The sequence below is a fragment of the Roseateles sp. GW823-FHT07B05 genome, assembly GCF_058794515.1.
Genome location: NZ_JBXAGX010000001.1, coordinates 692,865 through 713,989, shown reverse-complemented (window position 1 = coordinate 713,989; position 21,125 = coordinate 692,865). Strand labels below are relative to the sequence as shown.

Sequence of the window (21,125 nt, the reverse complement as noted above, 5' to 3'; positions counted from 1 at the left end):
CGGGTTCTGCACGGTCAGCGCACGATGCCGCGGGTGGACGCGGCGAGGAAGGTCAGCATGTTGTCGATGTCGCCATCCGCGGCACCGCCGTCCGTGCCACGCAGTGCCTCGATGGCGGCCTTGGCCTCGTCCAGCGTGTGGCCGCTGCGGTAGAGCAGCTTGTAGATCTGGCGGATGACGCCGATGCGCTCTGCGCTGAAGTCGCGGCGCTTCAGGCCCACGACGTTGACCGCGCGCGCGGCCAGCGGGTTGCCGTCCACCGTCATGAACGGCGGCACGTCCTGCGCGACGTGCGCCTGGAAGCCGATCATCGCGTGGTCGCCGATGCGCATGCGCTGCAGGATGCCCGTCAGGCCGCCGATGGTGACGTGGTCGCCCACGTGCACATGGCCGGCCAGCGTCGCGTTGTTGGCCAGCACGCATTCGTTGCCGATGACGACGTCATGCGCCAGGTGGCAGTACGCCATGATCCAGTTGTCGTTGCCCAGCGTCGTCTCGCCACGGTCCTGGACCGTGCCGACGTTCAGCGTGCAGAACTCGCGGATGGTGTTGCGGTCGCCGATGACCAGCGTCGTCGGCTCGCCGGCGTACTTCTTGTCCTGGTTCGCCGCGCCGATGGAGCTGAACTGGAACAAGGTGTTGTCGCGCCCGATGGTGGTGTGGCCTTCGACGACGCAGTGCGGGCCGACCTTGGTGCCGGCCGCGATCTTCACGTGCGGGCCGATCAGCGTGTAGGCGCCGACCTCGACGCTGCTGTCCAGCTGCGCGCCGGGGTCGACGATGGCGGTGGGGTGGATGGCCATCGCGTGCGACCTCAGGCTTCCAGACGGCGCATGGTGCACATCAGCTCGGCCTCGGCGGCGAGCTGGTCGCCCACCAGCGCGCGGGCGCTGAACTTGTAGATGCCGGCCTTGGCCCGGCCCAGCGTCACCTCCAGCAAGAGCTGGTCGCCCGGCTCGACCGGCCGCTTGAAGCGGGCGCCGTCGATGCCGGCGAAATACACCACCGACTTCTCGTCCAGCACCATGTCCATGCTGCGCAGCGCCAGCAGCGTCGCCGCCTGCGCCATGGCTTCGAGGATGAGCACGCCCGGCATCACGGGCCGGTGCGGGAAGTGGCCCAGGAAGAAGGGCTCGTTGATGGAGACGTTCTTGATCGCCCGGATGCGCTCGCCCTTGACCAGCTCGACGACGCGGTCCACCAGCAGGATGGGGTAGCGGTGCGGCAGGCGCGTCAGGATTTCGTGGATGTCCATCGTGATCGTCTCGGTCGTCATTTCTTTTCCAGCGCGCGCACACGCTCTCTCAGGGTGTGGAGCTGGCGCAGCGTCGCCGCGTTCTTCTGCCAGCTCGAGTTTTCTTCGAAGGGATAGGCGCCGCTGTAGGCGCCCGGCTGCGCGATGTCCCGCGTCACCAGTGTGCAGGCCGTGATGTGCACGCCGTCCACGATGGTCAGGTGGCCGATGATGTTGGCCGCACCACCGATGGTGCAGTTCGCGCCGATGGTCGTCGAACCCGCGATGGCGCCGCAACCGGCCATGGCCGTGTTGCGCCCGATGCGGACGTTGTGCGCAATCTGGATCAGGTTGTCCAGCTTCACGCCGTCCTCGAGGACCGTGTCGGCCAACGCGCCGCGATCGATGCACGTGTTGGCACCGATCTCGACGTCATCGCCGATCACCACGTTGCCCAGTTGCTCGATCTTCACGAAGCCCTGCTTCGAGGGCGCGAAGCCGAAGCCGTCGGCGCCGATGACCACGCCGCTGTGCACGATGCCGCGCGCGCCGATGCGGCAACCGTGGCCCAGCACGACGCGCGGCGCCAGCCGCGTGCCCTCGCCCACCCGGGCGTTGCGCTCGACGACGCAATGCGCGCCGATACGGGCGCCATCGCCGATGACGGCACCGGCCTCGATGACGGCCAGCGGGCCGACCTCGACGCCCTCGCCCAGCGTCGCGTCAGGCGACACGACGGCGCTGGCATGCACGCCGGCCTGCACCGGCGGGCGCGTGCGGGCGGCCCACCACTGCGTCAGCCGCGCGAAGTACAGGTAGGGGTCGGGCGTGACGATGGCAGCGCCGCGCGCCGAGGCCGCCTCGGCCAGCGCCGGCGCGACGATGACGCAGCCGGCCCTCGTCGTGCCCAGCTGTGCCTGGTAGCGCGGGTTGGCGAGGAAGCTGATGCTGTGCTCGCCCGCCTCATCCAGCGGTGCAATGCCCGTGATGCGAACTTCGGACCCACCAAGCAAATCGCCGCCCAAGGCGGCGATCAGGTCGGAGAGCGCGACGGATGTCGAGCTCATGGCGGCTCCAGCCTACTTCTGCGCGCTCTGCGCGTTCAGCGCATCGATCACCTTCTTGGTGATGTCGACACGCGCGCTGAAGTGGATGGCGTCCTGCAGGATCAGGTCGTACTTCTCGGCGTCGAAGATCTGCTTGATGACCTTGTTGGCCTTGTCGACCACCACGGACAGTTCCTCGTTCTTGCGCTGCGTCAGGTCTTCCTGCCATTCGCGGCGCTTGCGCTGCAGATCGCGTTCCTGCTCGACGACGTCGCGCTGGCGGCGGTTGCGCTCGGCCTCGGACAGCGTGGGCGCGTCCTTCTCCAGCTTCTCGGCGGCGCCGCGCAGCCTGTTCTCCAGATCGCGCAGGTCCTTCTCGCGCTTTCCGAACTCCGTTTCCAGCTTGATCTGCGCGGCCTTCGCCAAATTGGCTTCGCGCAGCACGCGCTCGCTGTTGACGTAGCCGATCTTCAGTTCCTGGGCTTGCACGGCCGCAGTGGCCACCATCATCGACGCGGCCAGAGCCGCCGATTGCAAGAGCTTGCTCATCATCAGAATGCAGTCCCGATCTGGAATTGGAATTTTTCGATTCTATCCGTGCGTTGCTTGCGGATAGGTTTGCCGTAGCTGAGCCGCAGCGGGCCCATCGGCGAGATCCACGACAGGCCGATGCCGGCCGAGGCGCGCACGCTGTCGAGCTTGAGCTTCTCGTACTCGCCCCACACGTTGCCGGCGTCGGCGAACATGAAGATGCGGAAGCTCTTGTCGTTGCCGCTGCCGGGCACCGGCAGGTACAGCTCGGCGTTCAGGTTGAAGCGGCGGTTGCCGCCGCTGTAGGAGCCGGTCGGGTCCACCGGGCCCAGCGTGCCGGCCTCGAACACACGCACCGAGCCCAGGCCGCCGCCGTAGAAGTTCTTGAAAATGGGGTAGGAACGGCCGCCCAGCCCCTCGCCCCAACCCAGCTCGCTGTTGATGCCCAGCGTGATCTTGTTGGTGATCTCGAAGTACTCCTGGTGCTGCAGGTTCAGGCGCGCGAAGCGCACATCGCCCACGGCGCTCAGCTCGAAGTTGACGCGCTGGTAGCGGCCCTTCATCGGCGTGATGACGCTGTCGCGGCTGTCGCGCTGCCAGCCGATGGTCAGCGGGATGGAGTTGCTGCGGGTGCCGAAGCGGTTGACGTAGTCAAAGTAGCTCTGCGGCAGGCCACGCGCCGTCGTGATGTCCGTCTGCTCGTAGCCGATGCCGAAGAACACCGTGTCCAGCTCGGAGAACGGCACGCCGAAGCGCACCGAGCCGCCCTTGGTGACGTACTCGTATTCCTCGCCCAGCGTGTTGATGGGCTTGGTGGTGCGGTAGAACACGTCCAGCGCGCGCGACACGCCGTCCACCGTGAAGTACGGGTCCACCGTGCTGACCTGCAGCTGGCGGCCCGTGCGCGCGGTGGCAACGTCGATGCCCAGGTAGTTGCCCGAGCCGAACACGTTGTCCTGGCGGATGGAGCCGGTGAAGGACAGCTTGGTCTGGCTGGAGTAGCCGGCGCCCACCGTGATGGCGCCGGTGGGGCGCTCGACGACGGTGAGGATCACGTCCACCTGGTCCTGCGCGCCCGGCACCTCCTGGGTGTCGATGCTGACTTCCTTGTCCTTGAAGTAACCCAGGCGCTCGACGCGGTCGCGCGAAGCCTTGATCTTCTGGCCGTCGTACCAGGCCGACTCGAACTGGCGGAACTCGCGGCGGATGACCTCGTCGCGGGTGCGCGAGTTGCCGGACAGGATGACCTTGCGCACGTAGACGCGGCGCTGCGGCTCGCCGACGAAGGTGACGACCACCTGGCCGGTGGCGCGGTCGATCTCGGGGCGGCTGTCCACGCGGGCGAAGGCGTAGCCGTAGGTGCCGTACAGGTCGCTGAATGCGCGCGTCGTCTGCGCCACGGCCTCGCCCTGGTAGGCCTGGCCGGGCTTGAGCATGACGAGGTGCTTGAAGTCCTCCTCGCGGCCCAGGAAGTCACCTTCCAGCTTCACGCCGGTCACCGTGTAGGGCTGGCCCTCGCTGATGGTGATGGCGATGCTGATGCTCTGCTTGTCCGGCGAGATCGTGACCTGCGTGGACGTGACCGCCACTTCCAGATAGCCACGGTTCAGGTAGTGGCTGCGGATGGTTTCCAGGTCCGCGTTCAGCTTGGCGCGCGAGTAGCGGTCGGTCTTGGTGTACCAGGTCAGCCAGCCGGTCGTCGTCTGCTCCAGCAGGCCCATCAGCGTGCTCTCGGAGAACACCTTGGTGCCCAGGATGCGGATCTCGGCGATCTTGGCCGGCTCGCCCTCGGTCACGTTGAAGCTGACGTTGACGCGGTTGCGCTCGATGGGGGTGATGGTCGTCGTGACCTCGGCACCGTACAGGCTGCGCGTCAGGTACTGGCGCTTGAGTTCCTGCTCGGCACGGTCGGCCAGCGCGCGGTCGAAGGGCTTGCCCTCGCCGATGCCGACGTCCTTCAGCGACTTGGACAGCGCCTCGGTGTCGAACTCCTTCAGGCCGACGAAGTTCACGTTGGCGATGATGGGGCGCTCGTCGATGATGACGACGACGGCGTCACCCTCGATACTGATGCGCACGTCCTTGAACAGGCCGGTCGCGAACAGCGCGCGCAGTGCGGCGGCGCCCTTTTCATCGTTGTAGGTGTCGCCGATGCGGAAGGGCAGCGACGCGAAGACGGTGCCGGGGTCGGTGCGCTGCAGGCCCTCGACGCGGATGTCCTTGAGCACGAACGGATCGACGGCCCAGGCCAGCCCCGACTGGAACGTCCCCACGAGAGCCAAAGCCACGACTGAGGGGCGCAGAGACGCTCCCGAACTGAAAGAAAAGGACATGGGGAACCGGGAGTTTCAGTGCCAGCCCGCGTAGCGGCCGACGTCGTTGGAAAGGGCCAAGGCCAGCATCAGCATCAGGATCAGGAAGCCAGCCGTTTGGAGTTTCTGCTGCCACCAGTCGGAGACGGGACGGCCGCTCAAGCCCTCGAAAAGATAATACATGAGGTGTCCGCCATCGAGCATCGGCAGCGGCAGCAGGTTCAGCACGGCCAGGCTCATGGAGATCTTGGCGAGGAAGTCCAGGAACGGTGCGAGCCCCGCGTGCGCCGACTGCCCCGCGTAGTCTGCAATGGTCAGCGGGCCGCTGAAGTTCTTTACCGAAGCTTCACCCACCAGGATGCGGCCGATCAGCTTCACGGTGGTGGCCGCCATGTCCCAGCTCTGCTGTACGCCGCGCACCAGGCCGTCCACCGGCCCGTAGCTGACGGACACCGTTTCCGGCTGCGTGCCGACGCCGATCTCCAGCCGCGCGATGCGTTGCCCGCCGTCGTCGACCAGTCTCGGCGTGGGGGTCAGCTCGACAACCCGCCCGGCGCGCTCGACGCGCCAGGCCATCGCACGCGGCCGCTCGCCGTCATGGGCGCGGCGGATGGCGTCGCGCAGGTAGCCCGCGTCGGGCACCGCCTGGCCGTCGATGGACAGCACGCGGTCGCCGGCCTGCAGCCCGGCGGCGTCGCCGGCACCACCGGCCACCACCTGGCGGATCAGCGGCTCGGCCAGCGGCACCAGGCCGATCTCGCTGAACAGCCTGGCGTCTGGCGAGCGGCCGGCCAGCCGCTCGGTCTCCAGCCGCAGGCTGCGTGAGCCATGGCCCTGGGCGCCGGTGACGGACAGGTGCAGGCTCTCGCCCAGCGCCTGCGCGCGGCCGACGGCGGCCTGCAGCTCGGTCAGCGAGGCGATGTCGTCCCATTGCTGGCCGTCCTGCGAGATGGCGTGCACCTGATCACCGGCACGCAGGCCGGCGCGCTCGGCCAGCGACGCGGCGGGCGGTGTGCCCAGCAGCGCCTTGGGCTGCTCGCTGCCCAGCCAGGCAACGGCGGCGAACAGCGCGATGGCCAGCAGCCAGTTGGCGATCGGGCCGGCCGCGATGATGGCGGCACGCTGGCGCAGCGGGCGGTTGCGGAAGGCCTGTTCGCGCTCGTGAGGCGCCACGGGCTCGTCACCCATGCCCAGCATGCGCACATAGCCGCCGAGCGGGATGGCGCTGATCGCGAACTCGGTGCCGTTGCGGGCGACACGGCTCCACAGCACACGGCCGAAACCGACGGAGAAGCGCAGCACCTTGACGCCGCAGGCCCGCGCGACGCGGTAGTGGCCCCACTCGTGGAAGGGCACGAGGATGCCGATGGCGATGAGGAACCAGAAGGCCTTCTGGATCACGTCCATGCGAGCACCCGCTGTTGCGCCACGTCACGCACGCGGGCATCGAGCGCCAGCAGGCCGTCGATGCTCGCGCAGTCGGCGGCGCTGGGCGCCACGGCTGCCAGGCAGTCGGCGTTCAGCGCATGGATGCGGTCAAAGCGCAGGCGGCCGTTGAGGAAGGCGTCGACGGCCACCTCGTTGGCCGCGTTCAGCACCGTGGTGCTGCCCTCGGGCGCACGCAGCGCCTGCCACGACAGGTGCAGGCCGGGGAAGCGCACGGCGTCGGCCTCCTCGAACGTGAGGCTGGGCGTGGTCAGCAGGTCCAGCCGGCTGGCGCCCGACGTGATGCGCTCGGGGAACGACAGGCCGTAGGCGATGGGCACACGCATGTCGGGCGTGCCGAGCTGCGCGAGCACCGACTGGTCGCGGCAGACCACCATCGAATGGATGATGCTCTGCGGGTGGATCAGCACCCTGATCTGCTCGGGCGCGAGGTTGAACAGCCAGCGCGCCTCGATGACCTCCAGCGCCTTGTTCATCATCGTGGCCGAGTCCACCGAGATCTTGCGGCCCATGACCCAGTTGGGGTGGGCGCAGGCCTGGTCCGGCGTCACGTCGGCCAGCGTCTTGGGGTCGCGGCTGCGGAAAGGGCCGCCAGACGCCGTCAGCACGATGTGATCGATGCGGTCTTGCCAGGTCGCGCGGTCTTCCGGCAGGCACTGGAAGATCGCCGAATGCTCGCTGTCGATGGGCAGCAGCGTGGCCCCCCCCTCTTCCACCGCCTGCATGAACAGCGCACCGCCGACGACGATGGCCTCCTTGTTGGCCAGCAGCAGCCGCTTGCCGGCCCGCGCCGCCGCGATGGCAGGCGCCAGGCCGGCGGCGCCGACGATGGCCGCCATGACGGTGTCGACGTTCGGGTGCGCGGCGATGTGGGCCAGCTTGTCGGCGCCGTCCAGCACCTCGGTGCGGCTGCCGGCTTCGCGCAGACGTTCGCGCAGCCGGGCCGCGGCATCGCGCTCGGGCATGACGGCGAAGCGCGGCTGCCATTGCAGGCATTGCTGCAGCAGTTCGTCGACGCGGCTCATCGCGCTCAGCGCGACGACCTCGTAGCGCTCGGGGTGGCGGGCCAGCACGTCCAGCGTGTTGACGCCGATGGAGCCGGTCGAGCCGAGGACGCAGACGCGTTGACGATTCATAGCGAGATGAGCGCGAGCGCCAGCGGGAAGACGGGCAGCAGCGCGTCGATGCGGTCCAGCACGCCGCCGTGGCCGGGCAGCAGGTTGCTGCTGTCCTTGGCACCGGCGGCACGCTTGACGAGGGATTCGAAGAGATCGCCGACGACGCTCATCGCGCCGAGGAAGACCAGCGCCAGCAGCGACACGACACCGTGGCGCTGCACCAGCAGCGTGTAGAGGCTGGGCGAGTCGACGGCGACGCGCACGTCGATGACGTGGACCCACACGAAGCCCAGCAGGATGACGCCCGCCATGCCACCCCAGGCGCCCTCCCAGCTCTTGCCGGGGCTGATGGCGGGGGCCAGCTTGCGCTTGCCGAACGCACGGCCGCAGAAGTAGGCAGCGATGTCGGCCATCCAAACCAGGCAGAACACCGACAGGATGAAGTTGATGCCGTGCACCTTGGCCTGCACGATGGCCAGCCAGGCGCCCCACAGCAGCACCGCGCCGAGCGCGAGGCGGCCGACCTGCGCGATGCGCGGCCAGCCCGTGGGCCCGGCACGCAGCGCATAGGCGCCCCCCAGCACCCAGACGCCGGTGGCCAGCCACCAGATCCACGCCGGCGGCGCGTTCAGGCCACCGATCAGCAGCGTCCAGATGCAGGCCAGCGCCAGCGACACGCCGGCCGCGATGGCGCCCGTGCCGGGCAGGCCGTTCAGCCGCGCCCATTCCCAGCCCGCGGCGCCGATCATCAGCACGGTGAGCCCGGCGAAGTACCAGGGCGAGGCCGCGAACAGCGCGGGCAGCAGGACGGCCAGCAGGACGATGGCGGTGATGACGCGGGTCTTGAGCATGGCGCCCTCGGGGTCAGGCAGCAGCGGGGGCGTCCTTGACCCCGCCAAAACGACGATCGCGCGCATGGAAGGCGGCGATGGCCGCATCCAGCTCACGCTCACCGAACTCGGGCCAGAGGCAGTCCGAGAACACGAACTCCGAGTAGGCGACCTGCCACAGCATGAAGTTGCTGATGCGCACCTCGCCGCCGGTGCGGATGAAGAGGTCCGGGTCCGGCGCATGGGCCAGCGCCATGAACTCGGACAGCCGCTCCTCGGTGAGGTCCGTTGCGGGCACACCGGCGGCCATGGCCTTGCGGCAGGCCTGCACGATGTCCCAGCGGCCGCCGTAGTTGAAGGCGACGTTGAGCGTCAGCTTGGTGTTGGCGGCCGTCATGCGCTCGGCCTCGTTCCACGCATGCTGCAGCTTCGCGGACACCGCGTCGCGGTCGCCGATGACACGCACGCGCACGCCCAGCCCGTCCAGCTTCTTCAGGTAGCGCGACACGGCGGCCAGCACCAGCCCCATCAGGCCGGAGACCTCGTCGTCGGGGCGCTTCCAGTTCTCGCTGGAGAACGCGAAGACGGTCAGGTGCTCGATGTCGCGTGCGATGCAGGCCTGGATGACCTTGACGACGGACTCCACACCCGCCTTGTGCCCGAAGAAGCGCGGCAGGAAGCGCTTCTTGGCCCAGCGGCCGTTGCCATCCATGACGATGGCGACGTGGCGCGGCGGCGCCGGGCGGTCTTGCGCCACGCTGAGGACCGCGCTCAAACCGCGAGGATCTCGGCTTCCTTGGCCGAGATCACCTTGTCGATCTCGTTGATCACCCGGTCGGTGAGCTTCTGCACCTCGTCGAGGCTGCGACGCTCGTCGTCCTCGCCGATTTCCTTGTCCTTCAGCAGCTTCTTGGCCTGCTCGTTGGCGTCGCGGCGCAGGTTGCGCACGGCCACCTTGGCGTCTTCGCCGGCGTTGCGCACGACCTTGGTCAGGTCCTTGCGGCGCTCCTCGGTCAGCGGCGGCATCGGCACGCGGATCAGGTCGCCCTGCGACGCCGGGTTCAGGCCCAGGTCGCTCTCGCGGATGGCCTTCTCGATCTTGGCGCCCATGCCCTTTTCCCAGGGCTGGACGGAGATGGTGCGCGCGTCCAGCAGCGTCACGTTGGCCACCTGGCTGATGGGCACCATGGAGCCGTAGTAGTCGACGCTGACCTGGTCCAGGATGCCCGGGTGGGCGCGGCCGGTGCGGATCTTCTGCAGTTCGCCCTTCAGCGACTCGACGGACTTGGCCATCCGGCCTTCAGCATTCTTCTTGATGTCGGCAATGCTCATGATCAATACCTATTTCTCTGCGGGACAGGCTGCCGGGGTGTCAGCGGGCAGCCCCGTCCCCAACGGACTGAAGCGTCAGACGTGGACCAGTGTGCCCTCGTCCTCACCCTGCACGACGCGCTTGAGCGCGCCGGTCTTGAAGATGCTGAACACCTTGATCGGCAGCTTCTGGTCGCGGCACAGCGCGAAGGCGGCGCCGTCCATGACCTGCAGGTTGCGGCTGATGGCCTCGTCGAAGGTGATGGCCGAGTAGCGCGTCGCGGCGGGGTCCTTCTTGGGGTCGGCCGTGTAGACGCCGTCGACCTTGGTGGCCTTCAGCACGATCTCGGCGCCGATCTCGGCACCACGCAGCGCGGCGGCGGTGTCGGTCGTGAAGAAGGGGTTGCCGGTGCCGGCGGCGAAGACGACGACCTTGCCCTCTTCGAGGTACTGCAGCGCCTTCGGGCGCACATAGGGCTCGACGACCTGCTCGATGCCGATGGCGGACATCACGCGGGCGATCATGCCCTCCTGGCGCATCGTGTCGGCCAGGGCCAGCGAGTTCATCACCGTGGCCAGCATGCCCATGTAGTCGGCGGTGGCACGGTCCATGCCGACCGAGCCGCCGGCCACGCCGCGGAAGATGTTGCCGCCGCCGATGACGACGGCGACTTCCACGCCCATCTGCGTGATCTCGCGGACTTCCTGCACCATGCGGACGATGGTCGCGCGATTGATGCCGTAGGCGTCGTCGCCCATCAGGGCTTCACCGGAGAGTTTGAGCAGGATGCGCTTGTACGCGGGCATGGTGTCCTCAGTGTTTTGGCGGCTTCTGGTGGGCCGCAAGTTTAAAGGGCGCCAACTTGGCGCCCTTTCATTTCGCAAGAGTCTTTACTGACCCTTGGCAGCCGCCACCTGGGCAGCCACTTCGGCCGCGAAGTCGTCGACCTTCTTCTCGATGCCTTCGCCCACGACGTACAGCGTGAAGCCCTTGACCGTCGTGCTGGCAGCCTTCAGGTGGGCGCCCACGGTCTGCTTGCCGTCAGCGGCCTTCACGAAGACCTGGTCCAGCAGCGAGACTTCCTTCAGGAACTTCTGCACCGAGCCTTCGACCATCTTGGCGACGATGTCGGCCGGCTTGCCAGACTCGGCAGCCTTCTCGGTGGCGATCTTGCGCTCCTTCTCGACCAGCTCGGCCGGCACGTCGGCGCTGGACAGCGCGGCGGGCTTCATGGCGGCGATGTGCATCGCGACGTCCTTGGCAGCCGTGTCGTCACCTTCGAACTCGACGACCACGCCGATGCGGGTGCCGTGCAGGTAGGTGGCCAGCTTGGAGCCGGTGTAGCGCTGGAAGCGGCGGATCGTCATGTTCTCGCCGATCTTGCCGATCAGGCCCTTGCGCACGTCTTCCACCGTCGGGCCGAAGCCTTCCTGCGACAGCGGCAGCGCCGACAGCGCGGCCACGTCGGCGGGGTTGTTCTCGGCGACGAGGCCGGCCAGCGCGCTGACGAACGCCAGGAAGGCGTCGTTCTTCGAAACGAAGTCGGTTTCGCAGTTGACTTCGATCAGCGCGCCGTTGCCGCCGACGACGGCCGAGGCGACGATGCCTTCGGCGGTGATGCGCGAGGCGGCCTTGCCGGCCTTGTTGCCCAGCTTGACGCGCAGGATCTCTTCAGCGCGGCCCAGGTCGCCGTCGGCTTCCGTCAGCGCCTTCTTGCACTCCATCATCGGGGCGTCGGTGCGGGCACGCAGTTCGCCCACCATGCTTGCAGTGATTGCAGCCATTGTTCTCTCCAGATTTCGGTTGGCAAAAGGGGCCTCGCGGCCCCTTTCAGATGCAGGGTCGAAAGGGCTTACGCCTCTTCGGAAACCTCGACGAACTCGTCGCCGGCCGGGGCAACCGCAGCCAGCACTTCGTTCGTGGCGTTGGCCTTGCCTTCCAGCACGGCGTCGGCGACGGCACGGGCGTACAGCGCCACGGCCTTGGCCGAGTCGTCGTTGCCGGGGATGACGTAGTCGATGCCTTCGGGCGAGTGGTTGGTGTCAACCACGCCGATGACGGGAATGCCCAGCTTCTTGGCTTCGGCAACGGCGATCTTGTGATAGCCGACGTCGATGACGAAGATGGCGTCGGGCAGCGCGGTCATGTCCTGGATGCCGCCGATATTCTTTTCCAGCTTGGCGATGTCGCGCTGGAACAGCAGGGCTTCCTTCTTGATCGCGGGCTGGGTGCCAGCCTCGACCTGGGCCTGCATGTCCTTCAGGTTCTTGAGGGACGTCTTGACCGTCTTGAAGTTGGTCATCATGCCGCCCAGCCAACGCGAGTCGACGTAGGGCATGCCGGCGCGCTGGGCTTCGGCGGCGATGAACTCACGGGCCTGGCGCTTCGTGCCGATCATCAGGATCGTGCCGCGCTTGGCGGACAGCGAGCGCACGAACTTCATCGCATCGTTGAACGCGGGCAGCGTCTTCTCGAGGTTGATGATGTGGATCTTGTTGCGATGGCCGTAGATATACGGGGCCATCTTGGGATTCCAGAAGCGGGTTTGGTGGCCGAAATGGACGCCGGCTTCCAGCATCTCGCGCATCGTGACAGACATGGGTCTTACTCCGAAGGTTGTGTCTAAAATCCGGCCCGAATTGCGTTGCAGCACCTGGAAACAGCTGTTTCTTGCCTGATTCCCAGGGCCGCAAACCACAACACCTTTGCGTGGCCGGTTTGCGATTTGTTGCGACAGGCGGGGCAGATCGCTCCAGCCGACACCCTCACAACCGTTCTGCCGAAGCTGAAAACCTGCGCTTGAATGCGCAAGCCCTCCGGCAAAACCCGCAGAGTATACACAACCCATGGCCCACCTCAGCCGACGCCCCAGGCAAGCGCCCGGCGAATCGCCCGTCACCCCCTGCGCCGCAGACATCCGCCGGGTGGACCGGTGAGCCGCCGCATCGCCGTGGTGGGCGCCGGGCTGGCCGGCGTGGCCACGGCCTACGAGCTGGCCGCGCTGGGTTGGCAGGTGCAGGTGTTCGAGCGCGGCGGCAGCGTCGCCGAGCAGGCCAGCTTTGCCGGCAGCGCGCTGCTGTCGCCCTGGCTGCCCGGCCTGGCCGACACGCTGCCGCCGGCGCCGCTGGCCTGGCGCTGGCGCCGCTGGCGCGCCCGTCGCCGCAGCACCGACACGCTGGCCGCGTTGAGCCAGTTCGGGCTGGCCCGCACGGCCGAGCTGCGGCACAGCCTCGGGCTGGACGACGAAGCATCCGAGGGGCTGCTGGTCGCCCTCGCGGAGAGCCGGCGCGTCACGGCCGCCGAGGCGCAGCTGGCTGGCTGGAAGGCGCTGGGGCTGGGCGTCGACCTGCTGGACGCCGACGAGGCGCGCCGGCGCGAGCCCGGGCTCAACGGCGAGGCCCCGCTGGCAGGCGCGCTGGCGCTCGCCGGCGGCGGCACCGGCAACGCCCGCCTGTTCGCGCAGCAGCTGCGCCAGCAGGCCCAGCGGCTGGGCGTGACCTTGCGCTTTCACACCACAGTGCGCGCCATCGCCAACGAAGGCGCCGTACTGGCGCTGCGCCACGAATACACGCCGCCACAGGAGGCGCCCACGCGTGGCGGCGAGCGCGACGCCGGCGACACACTGCCGCAGGCGCCGGGTGCGATGGACGAGCGCTTCGACGCCGTCGTGCTGTGCAACGGGCTGGACGCGCCGGCACTGCTGGGCCGGCGCCTGCCGCTGGCGGCGCTGCACGAGACCTCGGTCACCGCGCCGCTGCGGCTGCTGGAGGCCCACCCCGACCTGGGCCCTAAGGCCGGCTGGGTCGACCCGTCGCGCGGCCTCGTCGTGGCCCGCACGGGGCAACGCGTGCGCGTGACCGGCGGCCTGGCGGTGACCGGCGCCGCAGGCCGGCACACGCCCGACTTCGAAGCCCTGCACCGCGGCCTGCAGCACTGGTTCCCGGGCTCGGTACTGCACCAACAGGTGCAGCAGAGCCAGAACCGCCGTGCACAGCCAGCCGACGGCATGCCGGTGCTGGGCGCCAGCGGCCAGCCGGGCCTGTGGCTGAACCTGTCGGCTGGCGGCCTGGGCTGGGGCGTGGCCTGCGGCGCGGCCCAGCTGCTGGCACAGCAGATCAGCGGGCAGACACCGGCGCTGGACGTGACGCCGCTGGGGCCGCAGCGGCTGGCCTAAGCTCGCGGGCATGCATGCGCTGCTGCCCACCACCACCGCCCTGCCCTTGTTCGACGTCGCCGCCAGCCGGCGCATCGAGACGCGGGCGCTGACCCATTCGCCCGACCTGATGGAGCGCGCCGGCCTGGCCGTCGCCAAACTGGCACTGGCGCTGCGCCGCGGCGCTGGCCCCGTGTGGATCGCCTGCGGGCCGGGCAACAACGGCGGCGACGGCCGCGTCGCCGCGCGGCGGCTGGCCGAGGCCGGCGTGCCGGTGCACATCGGCAGCGAGCCGCCGCCGGCACCGTCGCTGGTCATCGACGCGCTGCTAGGCCTGGGGTTGAACCGCGCGCCCTCGGCGGCGATGCAGGCCACCCTCGCCGCGATGCAGGCCTGCGGCGCCGCCATCGTCGCTGTCGACCTGCCCAGCGGCCTGCTGGCCGACACGGGCCAGCCCGCGGGCGGACGGGCGCTGCGCGCCGACCACACGCTGACGCTGCTGACGCTCAAGCCCGGGCTGTTCACCGGTGAGGGCCGCGCGCAGGTGGGCCGGCTGTGGTTCGACGACCTCGGCGTGGCGCCCGACGAGGCCCCCACCGCCGACCTGCTGGGCCCGTCGCCCGCACCCGCGCGCGGCGCCACCAGCCACAAGGGCAGCCACGGCCAGGTGCTGGTGGTGGGCGGCGCCGCCGGCATGCAGGGCGCGGCGCGGCTGGCCGCCCGGGCTGCGCTGGCCTGCGGCGCGGGCCGTGTCTACGCCGACCTGCTCGGTCTGCCGGCGGGCGAGGTGGCCGACGCCGGCCGGCCCGAGCTGATGCGCGGCACGCTGGCCGAGCTGCCGCAGGCCGTGGGCGTCATCGGCTGCGGCGCCGGCACGACCATTGCCGATCAGCTGCCCGCGATGCTGCAGCGGCTGCCCCGCGTCGTGCTCGATGCCGACGCGCTGAATGCCGTCGCCTCCAGCCTGGCACTGCAGGACCTGCTGCGCGCCCGGCCGGCCGGCACCACCATGCTGACGCCTCATCCACTCGAAGCAGCCCGCCTGCTGGACCGGGACACCGCGGCCGTGCAGGCCGACCGCCTGGCCGCCGCGCGCGAGCTGTCGGCGCGGCTGAACTGCAGCGTCGTGCTGAAGGGCTCGGGCAGTGTCATCGCGTCGCCCGCCGAGCGGCCGGCCATCTGCGCCAGCGGCGGCCCGGCGCTGGCCACGGCCGGCAGCGGCGACGTGCTGGCCGGCTGGCTGGGCGGGCTGTGGGCCCAGCAGCCGGATGCCGGCGCCCATGCCATCGCCTGCGCGGGCGTGGACGCGCACGGCCGCGCCGGCGAGGTGGATGGCGTGCTGCGCGCGGGCGATCTCATCGAGCGCCTCGCGGCGCTGCGCTGAGCCTCAACGGCGCTTGCGCGGCGCCGTCTTCGCAGGCGCCTTCTTGGCAGCCTTGCCGGCCGCCCGCTTGGCCGCCTGCTGCGCCGCCTTGACGGGGTGCAATGCAGCGACGACGGCCTTGCGGCTCTGCTTCACATCGCGATCGGCCTGGCGCACATCCTCCAGCGCCTCGACGGCGGTCTTCGGGGCGCGCTTCTTGGCCGGCGCCTTGCCCGCCGGCTTTCCGGCAGCGGCGCGGCTGGGCGAGCGCACGTCGTCGGCGTCCCGCACGAGGCGGAAGTCGATACGGCGGCCGTCCAGGTCCACACGGCTGACCTGCACCTGCACGCGCGCGCCCGTGGCGTAGCGGATGCCGGTGCGCTCGCCACGCAGCTCCTGGCGCACCTCGTCGAAGCGGTAGTACTCGCCGCCCAGTTCGGTGATGTGCACCAGGCCTTCGACGTAGAGCGCATCCAGCTGCACGAACAGCCCGAACGACGTGACCGCACTGACGGTGCCGGCGAATTCCTCGCCGAGGCGGTCGCGCATGTAGCGGCACTTCAGCCAGGCCTCGACGTCGCGGCTGGCCTCGTCAGCACGGCGCTCGTTGGCGCTGCAGTGCGCGCCGACGACCTCCCAGCGCTCGGCCTCGTTGCGCGCCTCCGCCGGGTTGGGCGGCGCCGCGCGGCCGGGGCGCTTGGGCGCCTGCGGCACGTTCATCTTGGCCGGGTCCAGCGTGTACTTCTTGCCCGCCAGCAGCGCCTTGATGACGCGGTGGACCAGCAGGTCCGGGTAGCGCCGGATCGGGCTGGTGAAGTGCGTGTAAGCCGGATACGCCAGGCCGAAGTGGCCGGAGTTGGTGCCGGTGTAGATGGCCTGCTGCATGGAGCGCAGCAGCATGGTGTGGATCTGCTGCGCGTCCGGGCGGTCCTTGGTCGCCTGGGCGATCTGCTGGAACTCGCGCGGCGTCGGGTCGTCGGAAACACCCATGCCGATGCCGAGCGAGCGCAGGTAGTTCTGCAGCGTCGTGCGCTTCTCGGGCGTCGGACCCTCGTGCACGCGGAACAGCGCATGGTGCTTGTTCGACTGGATGAAATCCGCCGAGCAGGTGTTGGCGGCCAGCATGGCCTCCTCGATCAGCCGGTGCGCGTCGTTCCGCGTGCGCGGGATGATCTTCTCGATGCGGCCGTTGTCGTCGCAGACGATCTGCGTCTCGGTCGTCTCGAAGTCCACCGCGCCACGCCGGCCGCGCTCGGACAGCAGCGCGCGGTAGACCTCGTGCAGGTGCAGCAGGTGCGGCACCAGCTCGCGACGCTTGGCGGCCTCGGGGCCATGCGTGTTGCCAAGGATAGCCGCGACCTCGTTGTACGTGAAGCGCGCATGCGAGCTGATGACGGCCGGGTAGAACTGGTAGGCCGTGACCTCGCCATCGGTGGACACGAGCATGTCGCAGACCATGCTGAGCCGGTCTTCATACGGGTTCAACGAGCACAGGCCGTTGGACAGCTTCTCCGGCAGCATCGGAATGACGCGACGCGGGAAGTAGACGGACGTGGCGCGCTCGTAGGCGTCGGCGTCCAGCGGCTCGCCGGGCTTCACGTAGTGCGACACGTCGGCGATGGCCACCAGCAGGCGCCAGCCGTCGAAGGCCTTCTTGCCGCGTCCCTGCTTGAAGGGCTCGCAGTAGACGGCGTCGTCGAAGTCGCGCGCGTCCTCGCCGTCGATGGTGACCAGCGGCACGTCGCGCAGGTCAATGCGGTGCTTCAGGTCTGCCGCGCGCAGCTTCTCGGGCAGCTTGGCGCTCTGCGCCAGCGTCTCGGGGCTGAAGCGGTGCGGCACGTCGTACTTGCGCACGGCGATCTCGATCTCCATGCCGGGGTCGTCGATTTCCCCTAACACTTCAACCACGCGGCCCACCGGCTGCGAATACAGCGACGGCGGCTCGGTCAGCTCGACGGCGACGACCTGGCCGGCGGTCGCATTCGCGATGCCGTTCTTGGGGATAAGGATGTCCTGGCCCATGCGCCGGTCCTCGGGCGCGACCAGCCAGATGCCCGACTCCAGCAGCAGCCTGCCGATGATGGGCCGCCTCTTGCGCTCCAGGATCTCCAGCACCTTGCCCTCGGGGCGGCCGCGCTTGTCGAAGCGCACGACGCGCACGCGCAGGCGGTCGCCGTGCATGACGGCATGGGTCTCTTGCGAGGACAGATAGACGTCGGTCGAGCCGTCGTCCGGGATCAAGAAGCCGTGGCCGTCGCGATGGCCTTGCAGCGTGCCTTCGACTTCGCCGAGCAGCCCGGCGCCGTCAGCCTTGGTGGAGTGTGTTGTGTTCTTCAAGTTTTTGATGCTATAGTCCGCGCTTTCCTGAAACGGCTCAGGACTTCAAAAGAAGTTTTGAGAACCTTGCCCAGGTGGCGGAATTGGTAGACGCACTAGTTTCAGGTACTAGCGGGTAACTCCGTGGAGGTTCGAGTCCTCTCCTGGGCACCATAACAAGAAACGAAAAGGCCAGCACGCAAGTGCTGGCCTTTTTGCTTTGTGCGCCGCGGCGATGCCGACAAAGAGTCAAGGTCGGCGCCGACGACAACGTCGGGCACCGCCTTGGATGGGCGCATCAGCGAATCCTGCCTGGCGCCCATCTTCAGGTTCAAACGACGAATTTCTTCGCCAGGGCTTCCGGCCCCATGCCGTCGTACTCCTCGAACGGCTGGTGAATCCACGGCGAGGTTTCCAGCATCTCGACGTAGTAGTCCGGCGTGTAGGCCGAGACCTGCTTGGTCCAGATCACCGCCGAGCGCAGCTCGGAGATGGCCGGCATGCCACGCAGGCGCTCCACCACGGCCTTCAGCGTCACGCCCGAGTCGGCCAGGTCATCCACCAGCAGCACGCGGCCAGCCAGCTCGCCCTTGGGCATGGTGATGTACTTGGCCATGTCCAGGCGGCCCTGGATGGTGCCGGCTTCGGCACGGTAGGAGCTGGTGGACATGATGCCCAGCGGCTTGTCGAAAACGCGCGACAGCACGTCGCCCGGGCGCATGCCGCCACGGGCCAGGCAGAGGATCTGGTCGAACTGCCAGCCCGAGGCGTGCACCTTGAGCGCCAGGCGCTCGGTCAGCAGGTGGTACTCGTCCCAGGATACGTAGAGGTGCTTGCCGTCGTCGGTCAACATGGTGGTGTTGTCTCCGTGGTGTGATGGTGATCAGGAGGCGGAATACGGGTGGCGCAGCACAATGGTGTGCTCACGGTCGGGGCCGGTGGAGACCATGTCGATGGGCGCGCCGATGACTTCCTCGACACGCTTCAGGTAGGCGCGCGCGTTGGCCGGCAGCGCATCCCAGCTGGTCATGCCAAAGGTGGTCTCGGTCCAGCCCGGGAAGGTCTCATACACGGGCGTGCAGTCCTCGATCTCGTCGGCATCCAGCGGCAGGATGTCCAGCAGCTGGCCGTTGAGCTGGTAGCCGACGCAGACCTTGATCTCGGCCAGGCCGTCCAGCACGTCCAGCTTGGTCAGGCACAGGCCGGTGATGCCGTTGATGATGATGGAGCGCTTCAGCGCGGCGGCGTCCAGCCAGCCGCAGCGGCGCGCGCGGCCGGTGACGGTGCCGCGCTCCTGGCCCACGGTGGACAGGTGGTAGCCGACGGTGCCCGCCACTTCCCAGTCCAGCTCGGTCGGGAACGGGCCGGAGCCCACGCGCGTCGTGTACGCCTTCGTGATGCCCAGCATGTAGTGCAGCATCTGCGGGCCCACGCCGGCACCGGCGGCGGCGTTGCCGGCCACGCAGTTGCTGGACGTCACGTAGGGGTAGGTGCCGTGGTCGATGTCCAGCAGCGTGCCTTGCGCGCCTTCGAACAGGATGTTGGCGCCGGCCTTGCTGGCCTTGTGGATCATGTAGCCGACGTCGGCCAGCATGGGCTTGATCTGCTCAGCCATCTTCATGGCCTGCTCGAAGATGGGCTCGAAGGCCAGCTCTTCGCCCTTCAGGTAGCCGCGCAGTGCGAAGTTGTGCAGCTCCAGCAGCTCGCGCAGCTTCTTCGCGAAGCGCTCGGGGTGCTTCAGGTCCTGGGCGCGCAGCGCGCGGCGGGCGACCTTGTCCTCGTAGGCCGGGCCGATGCCCTTGCCCGTCGTGCCGATCTTGCCGCTGCCACTGGTCTCGCGCAGCGCCTCGCGCGCCTTGTCGACGGCGACGTGGAACGGCAGGATCAGCGGGCAGGACTCGCTGATGAACAGGCGCGAACGCACCTCGACACCGGCGGCTTCGAGGCGCTCGATCTCGGTCAGCAGATGGGTCGGGTCCAGCACCACGCCATTGCCGATGTAGCAGGCCACGCCGTCGCGCATGATGCCGCTGGGGATCAGCTGCAGCGCCGTCTTGATGCCCTTGATGACCAGCGTGTGGCCCGCGTTGTGGCCGCCCTGGAAGCGCACGACACCTTGGGCGTGGTCGGTCATCCAGTCGACGACCTTGCCCTTGCCCTCGTCACCCCACTGGGTGCCGACGACGACCACATTGCGTCCACGCGCGGTTTGGCTTTGCATGTTGTTTGCCTGCTGTAGCTTGGAAGGAAGTGGGGCCGTCGCGCTCAGAGCGCCCGGACGACCCAGTCAGCGTGATCGCGAACCAGTTCGCGGTCACAGTCGAATTCATCGGCCTCGTGCTCGTGGCCCGGCAGCACGCAGACCACCGTCTCGCCCTGCTCGCGCAGCGCGCGCACGGCCTGGCGCAGCGACGCGTCGTCGCCCCACGGCGCGCGCACAGCGGCACGCAACGGCGTGGCGGGCACCAGCGTCACCAGCGTCTTCAGGTCCAGGCTGAAGCCCGCGGCCGGGCGACGGCGGCCGAACACGGCGCCGACCTCGTCGTAGCGGCCGCCGCGCAGCACGGCGTCGGAGCAGCCCGCCGCGTAGGCCGCGAAACGGATGCCGGTGTAGTAGGCATAGCCCTGCAGGTCGGCCAGGTCGAAGCCCAGGCTGACCTCGGGATGCACGGCCCCCAGATGGCCGGCCAGCCAGTCCAGGTCGGCCAGCGCGGCCTTGACCAGTGGGTGCGCGGGCAGGCGGCGCGCGGCCTCGGCCAGCACCTCGCGGCCGCCGAACAGGCTGGGCAGCGCCAGCAGCGCATCACGGGTCTCGGCGGGCAGGTCGGCAGTCAGCGTCGCCAGCACGGCAACGTCCTTGGCCGCCAGCGCCGCGGTCAGCGCCGTCAGTGCTTCGGGCGCCAGCTTGACGCCGTCCAGCACGCCCTGCAGCAGGCGGGCGTCGCCGAGGTCCAGCATGACCTTCTTCAGGCCGGCGCGGCGCAAGGCATCCAGCGCCAGCTCCTGCACTTCCAGGTCGGCCTCCAGGCCGGCGTGGCCGTAGATCTCGACGCCGAACTGCAGCGGCTCGCGGCTGGTGTTCAGGCCGTCCGGCCGCGTGTGGGCCACGGGGCCGCAGTAGCACAGGCGGGTCACGCCCTGGCGGTTCAGCAGATGGGCGTCGATGCGGGCCACCTGCGGCGTCGTGTCGGCGCGCACGCCAAGCGAGCGGCCAGACAGCTGGTCGACCAGCTTGAACAACTTGATCTCGCTGCCGCTGCCCGTGCCGGACAGCAGGGAGTCCAGATGCTCCAGCAGCGGCGGGATGACCAGCTCGCAGCCGTAGCTGCGGGCCATGTCGAGCAGTTCTCTACGCAGCTCTTCGATGCGGCGCGCCTGCGAAGGCAGGACATCGGCAATGTGCTCTGGCAGCAGCCAAGCAGAGGACATGGTCGGGGCAGGCGGTTAAAAACGGCATTGTACCT

The 21,125-nt window shown here is 68.9% G+C and carries 19 protein-coding genes and 1 tRNA gene; 3 read left to right on the top strand and 17 right to left on the bottom strand.

The features are described from left to right. Positions 1–14: 14 nt before the first annotated feature. From lpxA to rpsB, 13 genes are all read right to left on the bottom strand, one after another. Positions 15–803 (bottom strand): acyl-ACP--UDP-N-acetylglucosamine O-acyltransferase, encoded by a 789-nt coding sequence (lpxA, locus tag AC1Q7O_RS02935; protein WP_492658496.1) that lies wholly within the window; start codon positions 801–803, stop codon positions 15–17. Between the two features lie 11 nt (positions 804–814). Next, on the bottom strand, positions 815–1,276 hold the full coding sequence (fabZ, locus tag AC1Q7O_RS02930) for a 3-hydroxyacyl-ACP dehydratase FabZ (protein WP_492658497.1): 462 nt from the start codon (positions 1,274–1,276) through the stop codon (positions 815–817). After that, the gene (lpxD, locus tag AC1Q7O_RS02925) at positions 1,273–2,301 is read right to left on the bottom strand and encodes a UDP-3-O-(3-hydroxymyristoyl)glucosamine N-acyltransferase (protein WP_492658498.1); all 1,029 of its coding nucleotides are present in this window, start codon (positions 2,299–2,301) and stop codon (positions 1,273–1,275) included. The genes fabZ and lpxD overlap by 4 nt, the downstream gene beginning before the upstream one ends. A 12-nt stretch (positions 2,302–2,313) precedes the next feature. Continuing rightward, complete coding sequence (locus tag AC1Q7O_RS02920) at positions 2,314–2,829, bottom strand: OmpH/Skp family outer membrane protein (protein WP_492658658.1); 516 nt, start codon at positions 2,827–2,829, stop codon at positions 2,314–2,316. A 2-nt stretch (positions 2,830–2,831) separates the two neighbouring features. Continuing rightward, on the bottom strand, positions 2,832–5,144 hold the full coding sequence (gene bamA / locus AC1Q7O_RS02915) for an outer membrane protein assembly factor BamA (protein WP_492658499.1): 2,313 nt from the start codon (positions 5,142–5,144) through the stop codon (positions 2,832–2,834). Between the two features lie 15 nt (positions 5,145–5,159). Next, positions 5,160–6,530: an RIP metalloprotease RseP gene (rseP, locus tag AC1Q7O_RS02910; RefSeq protein WP_492658500.1), complete on the bottom strand. Its 1,371-nt coding sequence runs from the start codon at positions 6,528–6,530 to the stop codon at positions 5,160–5,162. Next, complete coding sequence (gene ispC, locus AC1Q7O_RS02905; protein WP_492658501.1) at positions 6,521–7,705, bottom strand: 1-deoxy-D-xylulose-5-phosphate reductoisomerase; 1,185 nt, start codon at positions 7,703–7,705, stop codon at positions 6,521–6,523. The genes rseP and ispC overlap by 10 nt, the downstream gene beginning before the upstream one ends. Then, positions 7,702–8,538, bottom strand: a complete 837-nt coding sequence (locus tag AC1Q7O_RS02900) for a phosphatidate cytidylyltransferase (RefSeq protein ID WP_492658502.1) — start codon at positions 8,536–8,538, stop codon at positions 7,702–7,704. Before AC1Q7O_RS02900 ends, ispC begins: the two co-directional genes overlap by 4 nt. 13 nt (positions 8,539–8,551) lie before the next feature. Beyond that, on the bottom strand, positions 8,552–9,292 hold the full coding sequence (gene uppS, locus AC1Q7O_RS02895) for a polyprenyl diphosphate synthase (RefSeq protein ID WP_492658503.1): 741 nt from the start codon (positions 9,290–9,292) through the stop codon (positions 8,552–8,554). Next, positions 9,289–9,849, bottom strand: a complete 561-nt coding sequence (gene frr, locus AC1Q7O_RS02890) for a ribosome recycling factor (protein WP_492658504.1) — start codon at positions 9,847–9,849, stop codon at positions 9,289–9,291. Before frr ends, uppS begins: the two co-directional genes overlap by 4 nt. 75 nt (positions 9,850–9,924) lie before the next feature. Beyond that, positions 9,925–10,635: a UMP kinase gene (gene pyrH / locus AC1Q7O_RS02885; protein WP_492658505.1), complete on the bottom strand. Its 711-nt coding sequence runs from the start codon at positions 10,633–10,635 to the stop codon at positions 9,925–9,927. Positions 10,636–10,719: 84 nt separating this feature from the next. Beyond that, positions 10,720–11,613, bottom strand: coding sequence for a translation elongation factor Ts (gene tsf / locus AC1Q7O_RS02880; protein WP_492658506.1), 894 nt, complete (start codon positions 11,611–11,613; stop codon positions 10,720–10,722). A gap of 68 nt (positions 11,614–11,681) precedes the next feature. Continuing rightward, entirely contained in the window at positions 11,682–12,428 is a 747-nt protein-coding gene (gene rpsB / locus AC1Q7O_RS02875; RefSeq protein ID WP_492658507.1) for a 30S ribosomal protein S2, read from the bottom strand. Positions 12,429–12,761: 333 nt separating this feature from the next. Here rpsB and AC1Q7O_RS02870 point away from each other — a divergent pair, with 333 nt between their 5' ends. Next, positions 12,762–14,003, top strand: a complete 1,242-nt coding sequence (locus tag AC1Q7O_RS02870) for an NAD(P)/FAD-dependent oxidoreductase (protein WP_492658508.1) — start codon at positions 12,762–12,764, stop codon at positions 14,001–14,003. A gap of 10 nt (positions 14,004–14,013) precedes the next feature. Further along, complete coding sequence (locus tag AC1Q7O_RS02865; protein WP_492658509.1) at positions 14,014–15,366, top strand: NAD(P)H-hydrate dehydratase; 1,353 nt, start codon at positions 14,014–14,016, stop codon at positions 15,364–15,366. A gap of 3 nt (positions 15,367–15,369) precedes the next feature. Here AC1Q7O_RS02865 and rnr read toward each other — a convergent pair whose 3' ends face one another. Then, entirely contained in the window at positions 15,370–17,682 is a 2,313-nt protein-coding gene (gene rnr, locus AC1Q7O_RS02860) for a ribonuclease R (protein WP_492658510.1), read from the bottom strand. A gap of 68 nt (positions 17,683–17,750) precedes the next feature. On the opposite strand from rnr, the gene AC1Q7O_RS02855 reads away from it, so the two are divergent. After that, positions 17,751–17,835 (top strand) — tRNA-Leu (locus AC1Q7O_RS02855). Between the two features lie 157 nt (positions 17,836–17,992). On the opposite strand, the gene AC1Q7O_RS02850 is transcribed toward AC1Q7O_RS02855, so the two are convergent. The 3 genes from AC1Q7O_RS02850 to AC1Q7O_RS02840 are packed head-to-tail and all read right to left on the bottom strand — an operon-like array spanning position 17,993 to position 21,090. Next, positions 17,993–18,514 (bottom strand): phosphoribosyltransferase, encoded by a 522-nt coding sequence (locus AC1Q7O_RS02850; protein WP_492658511.1) that lies wholly within the window; start codon positions 18,512–18,514, stop codon positions 17,993–17,995. A gap of 30 nt (positions 18,515–18,544) precedes the next feature. Continuing rightward, complete coding sequence (locus tag AC1Q7O_RS02845; protein ID WP_492658512.1) at positions 18,545–19,882, bottom strand: adenylosuccinate synthase; 1,338 nt, start codon at positions 19,880–19,882, stop codon at positions 18,545–18,547. Positions 19,883–19,926: 44 nt separating this feature from the next. Then, positions 19,927–21,090 (bottom strand): ATP phosphoribosyltransferase regulatory subunit, encoded by a 1,164-nt coding sequence (locus AC1Q7O_RS02840; RefSeq protein ID WP_492658513.1) that lies wholly within the window; start codon positions 21,088–21,090, stop codon positions 19,927–19,929. Positions 21,091–21,125: the final 35 nt, after the last annotated feature.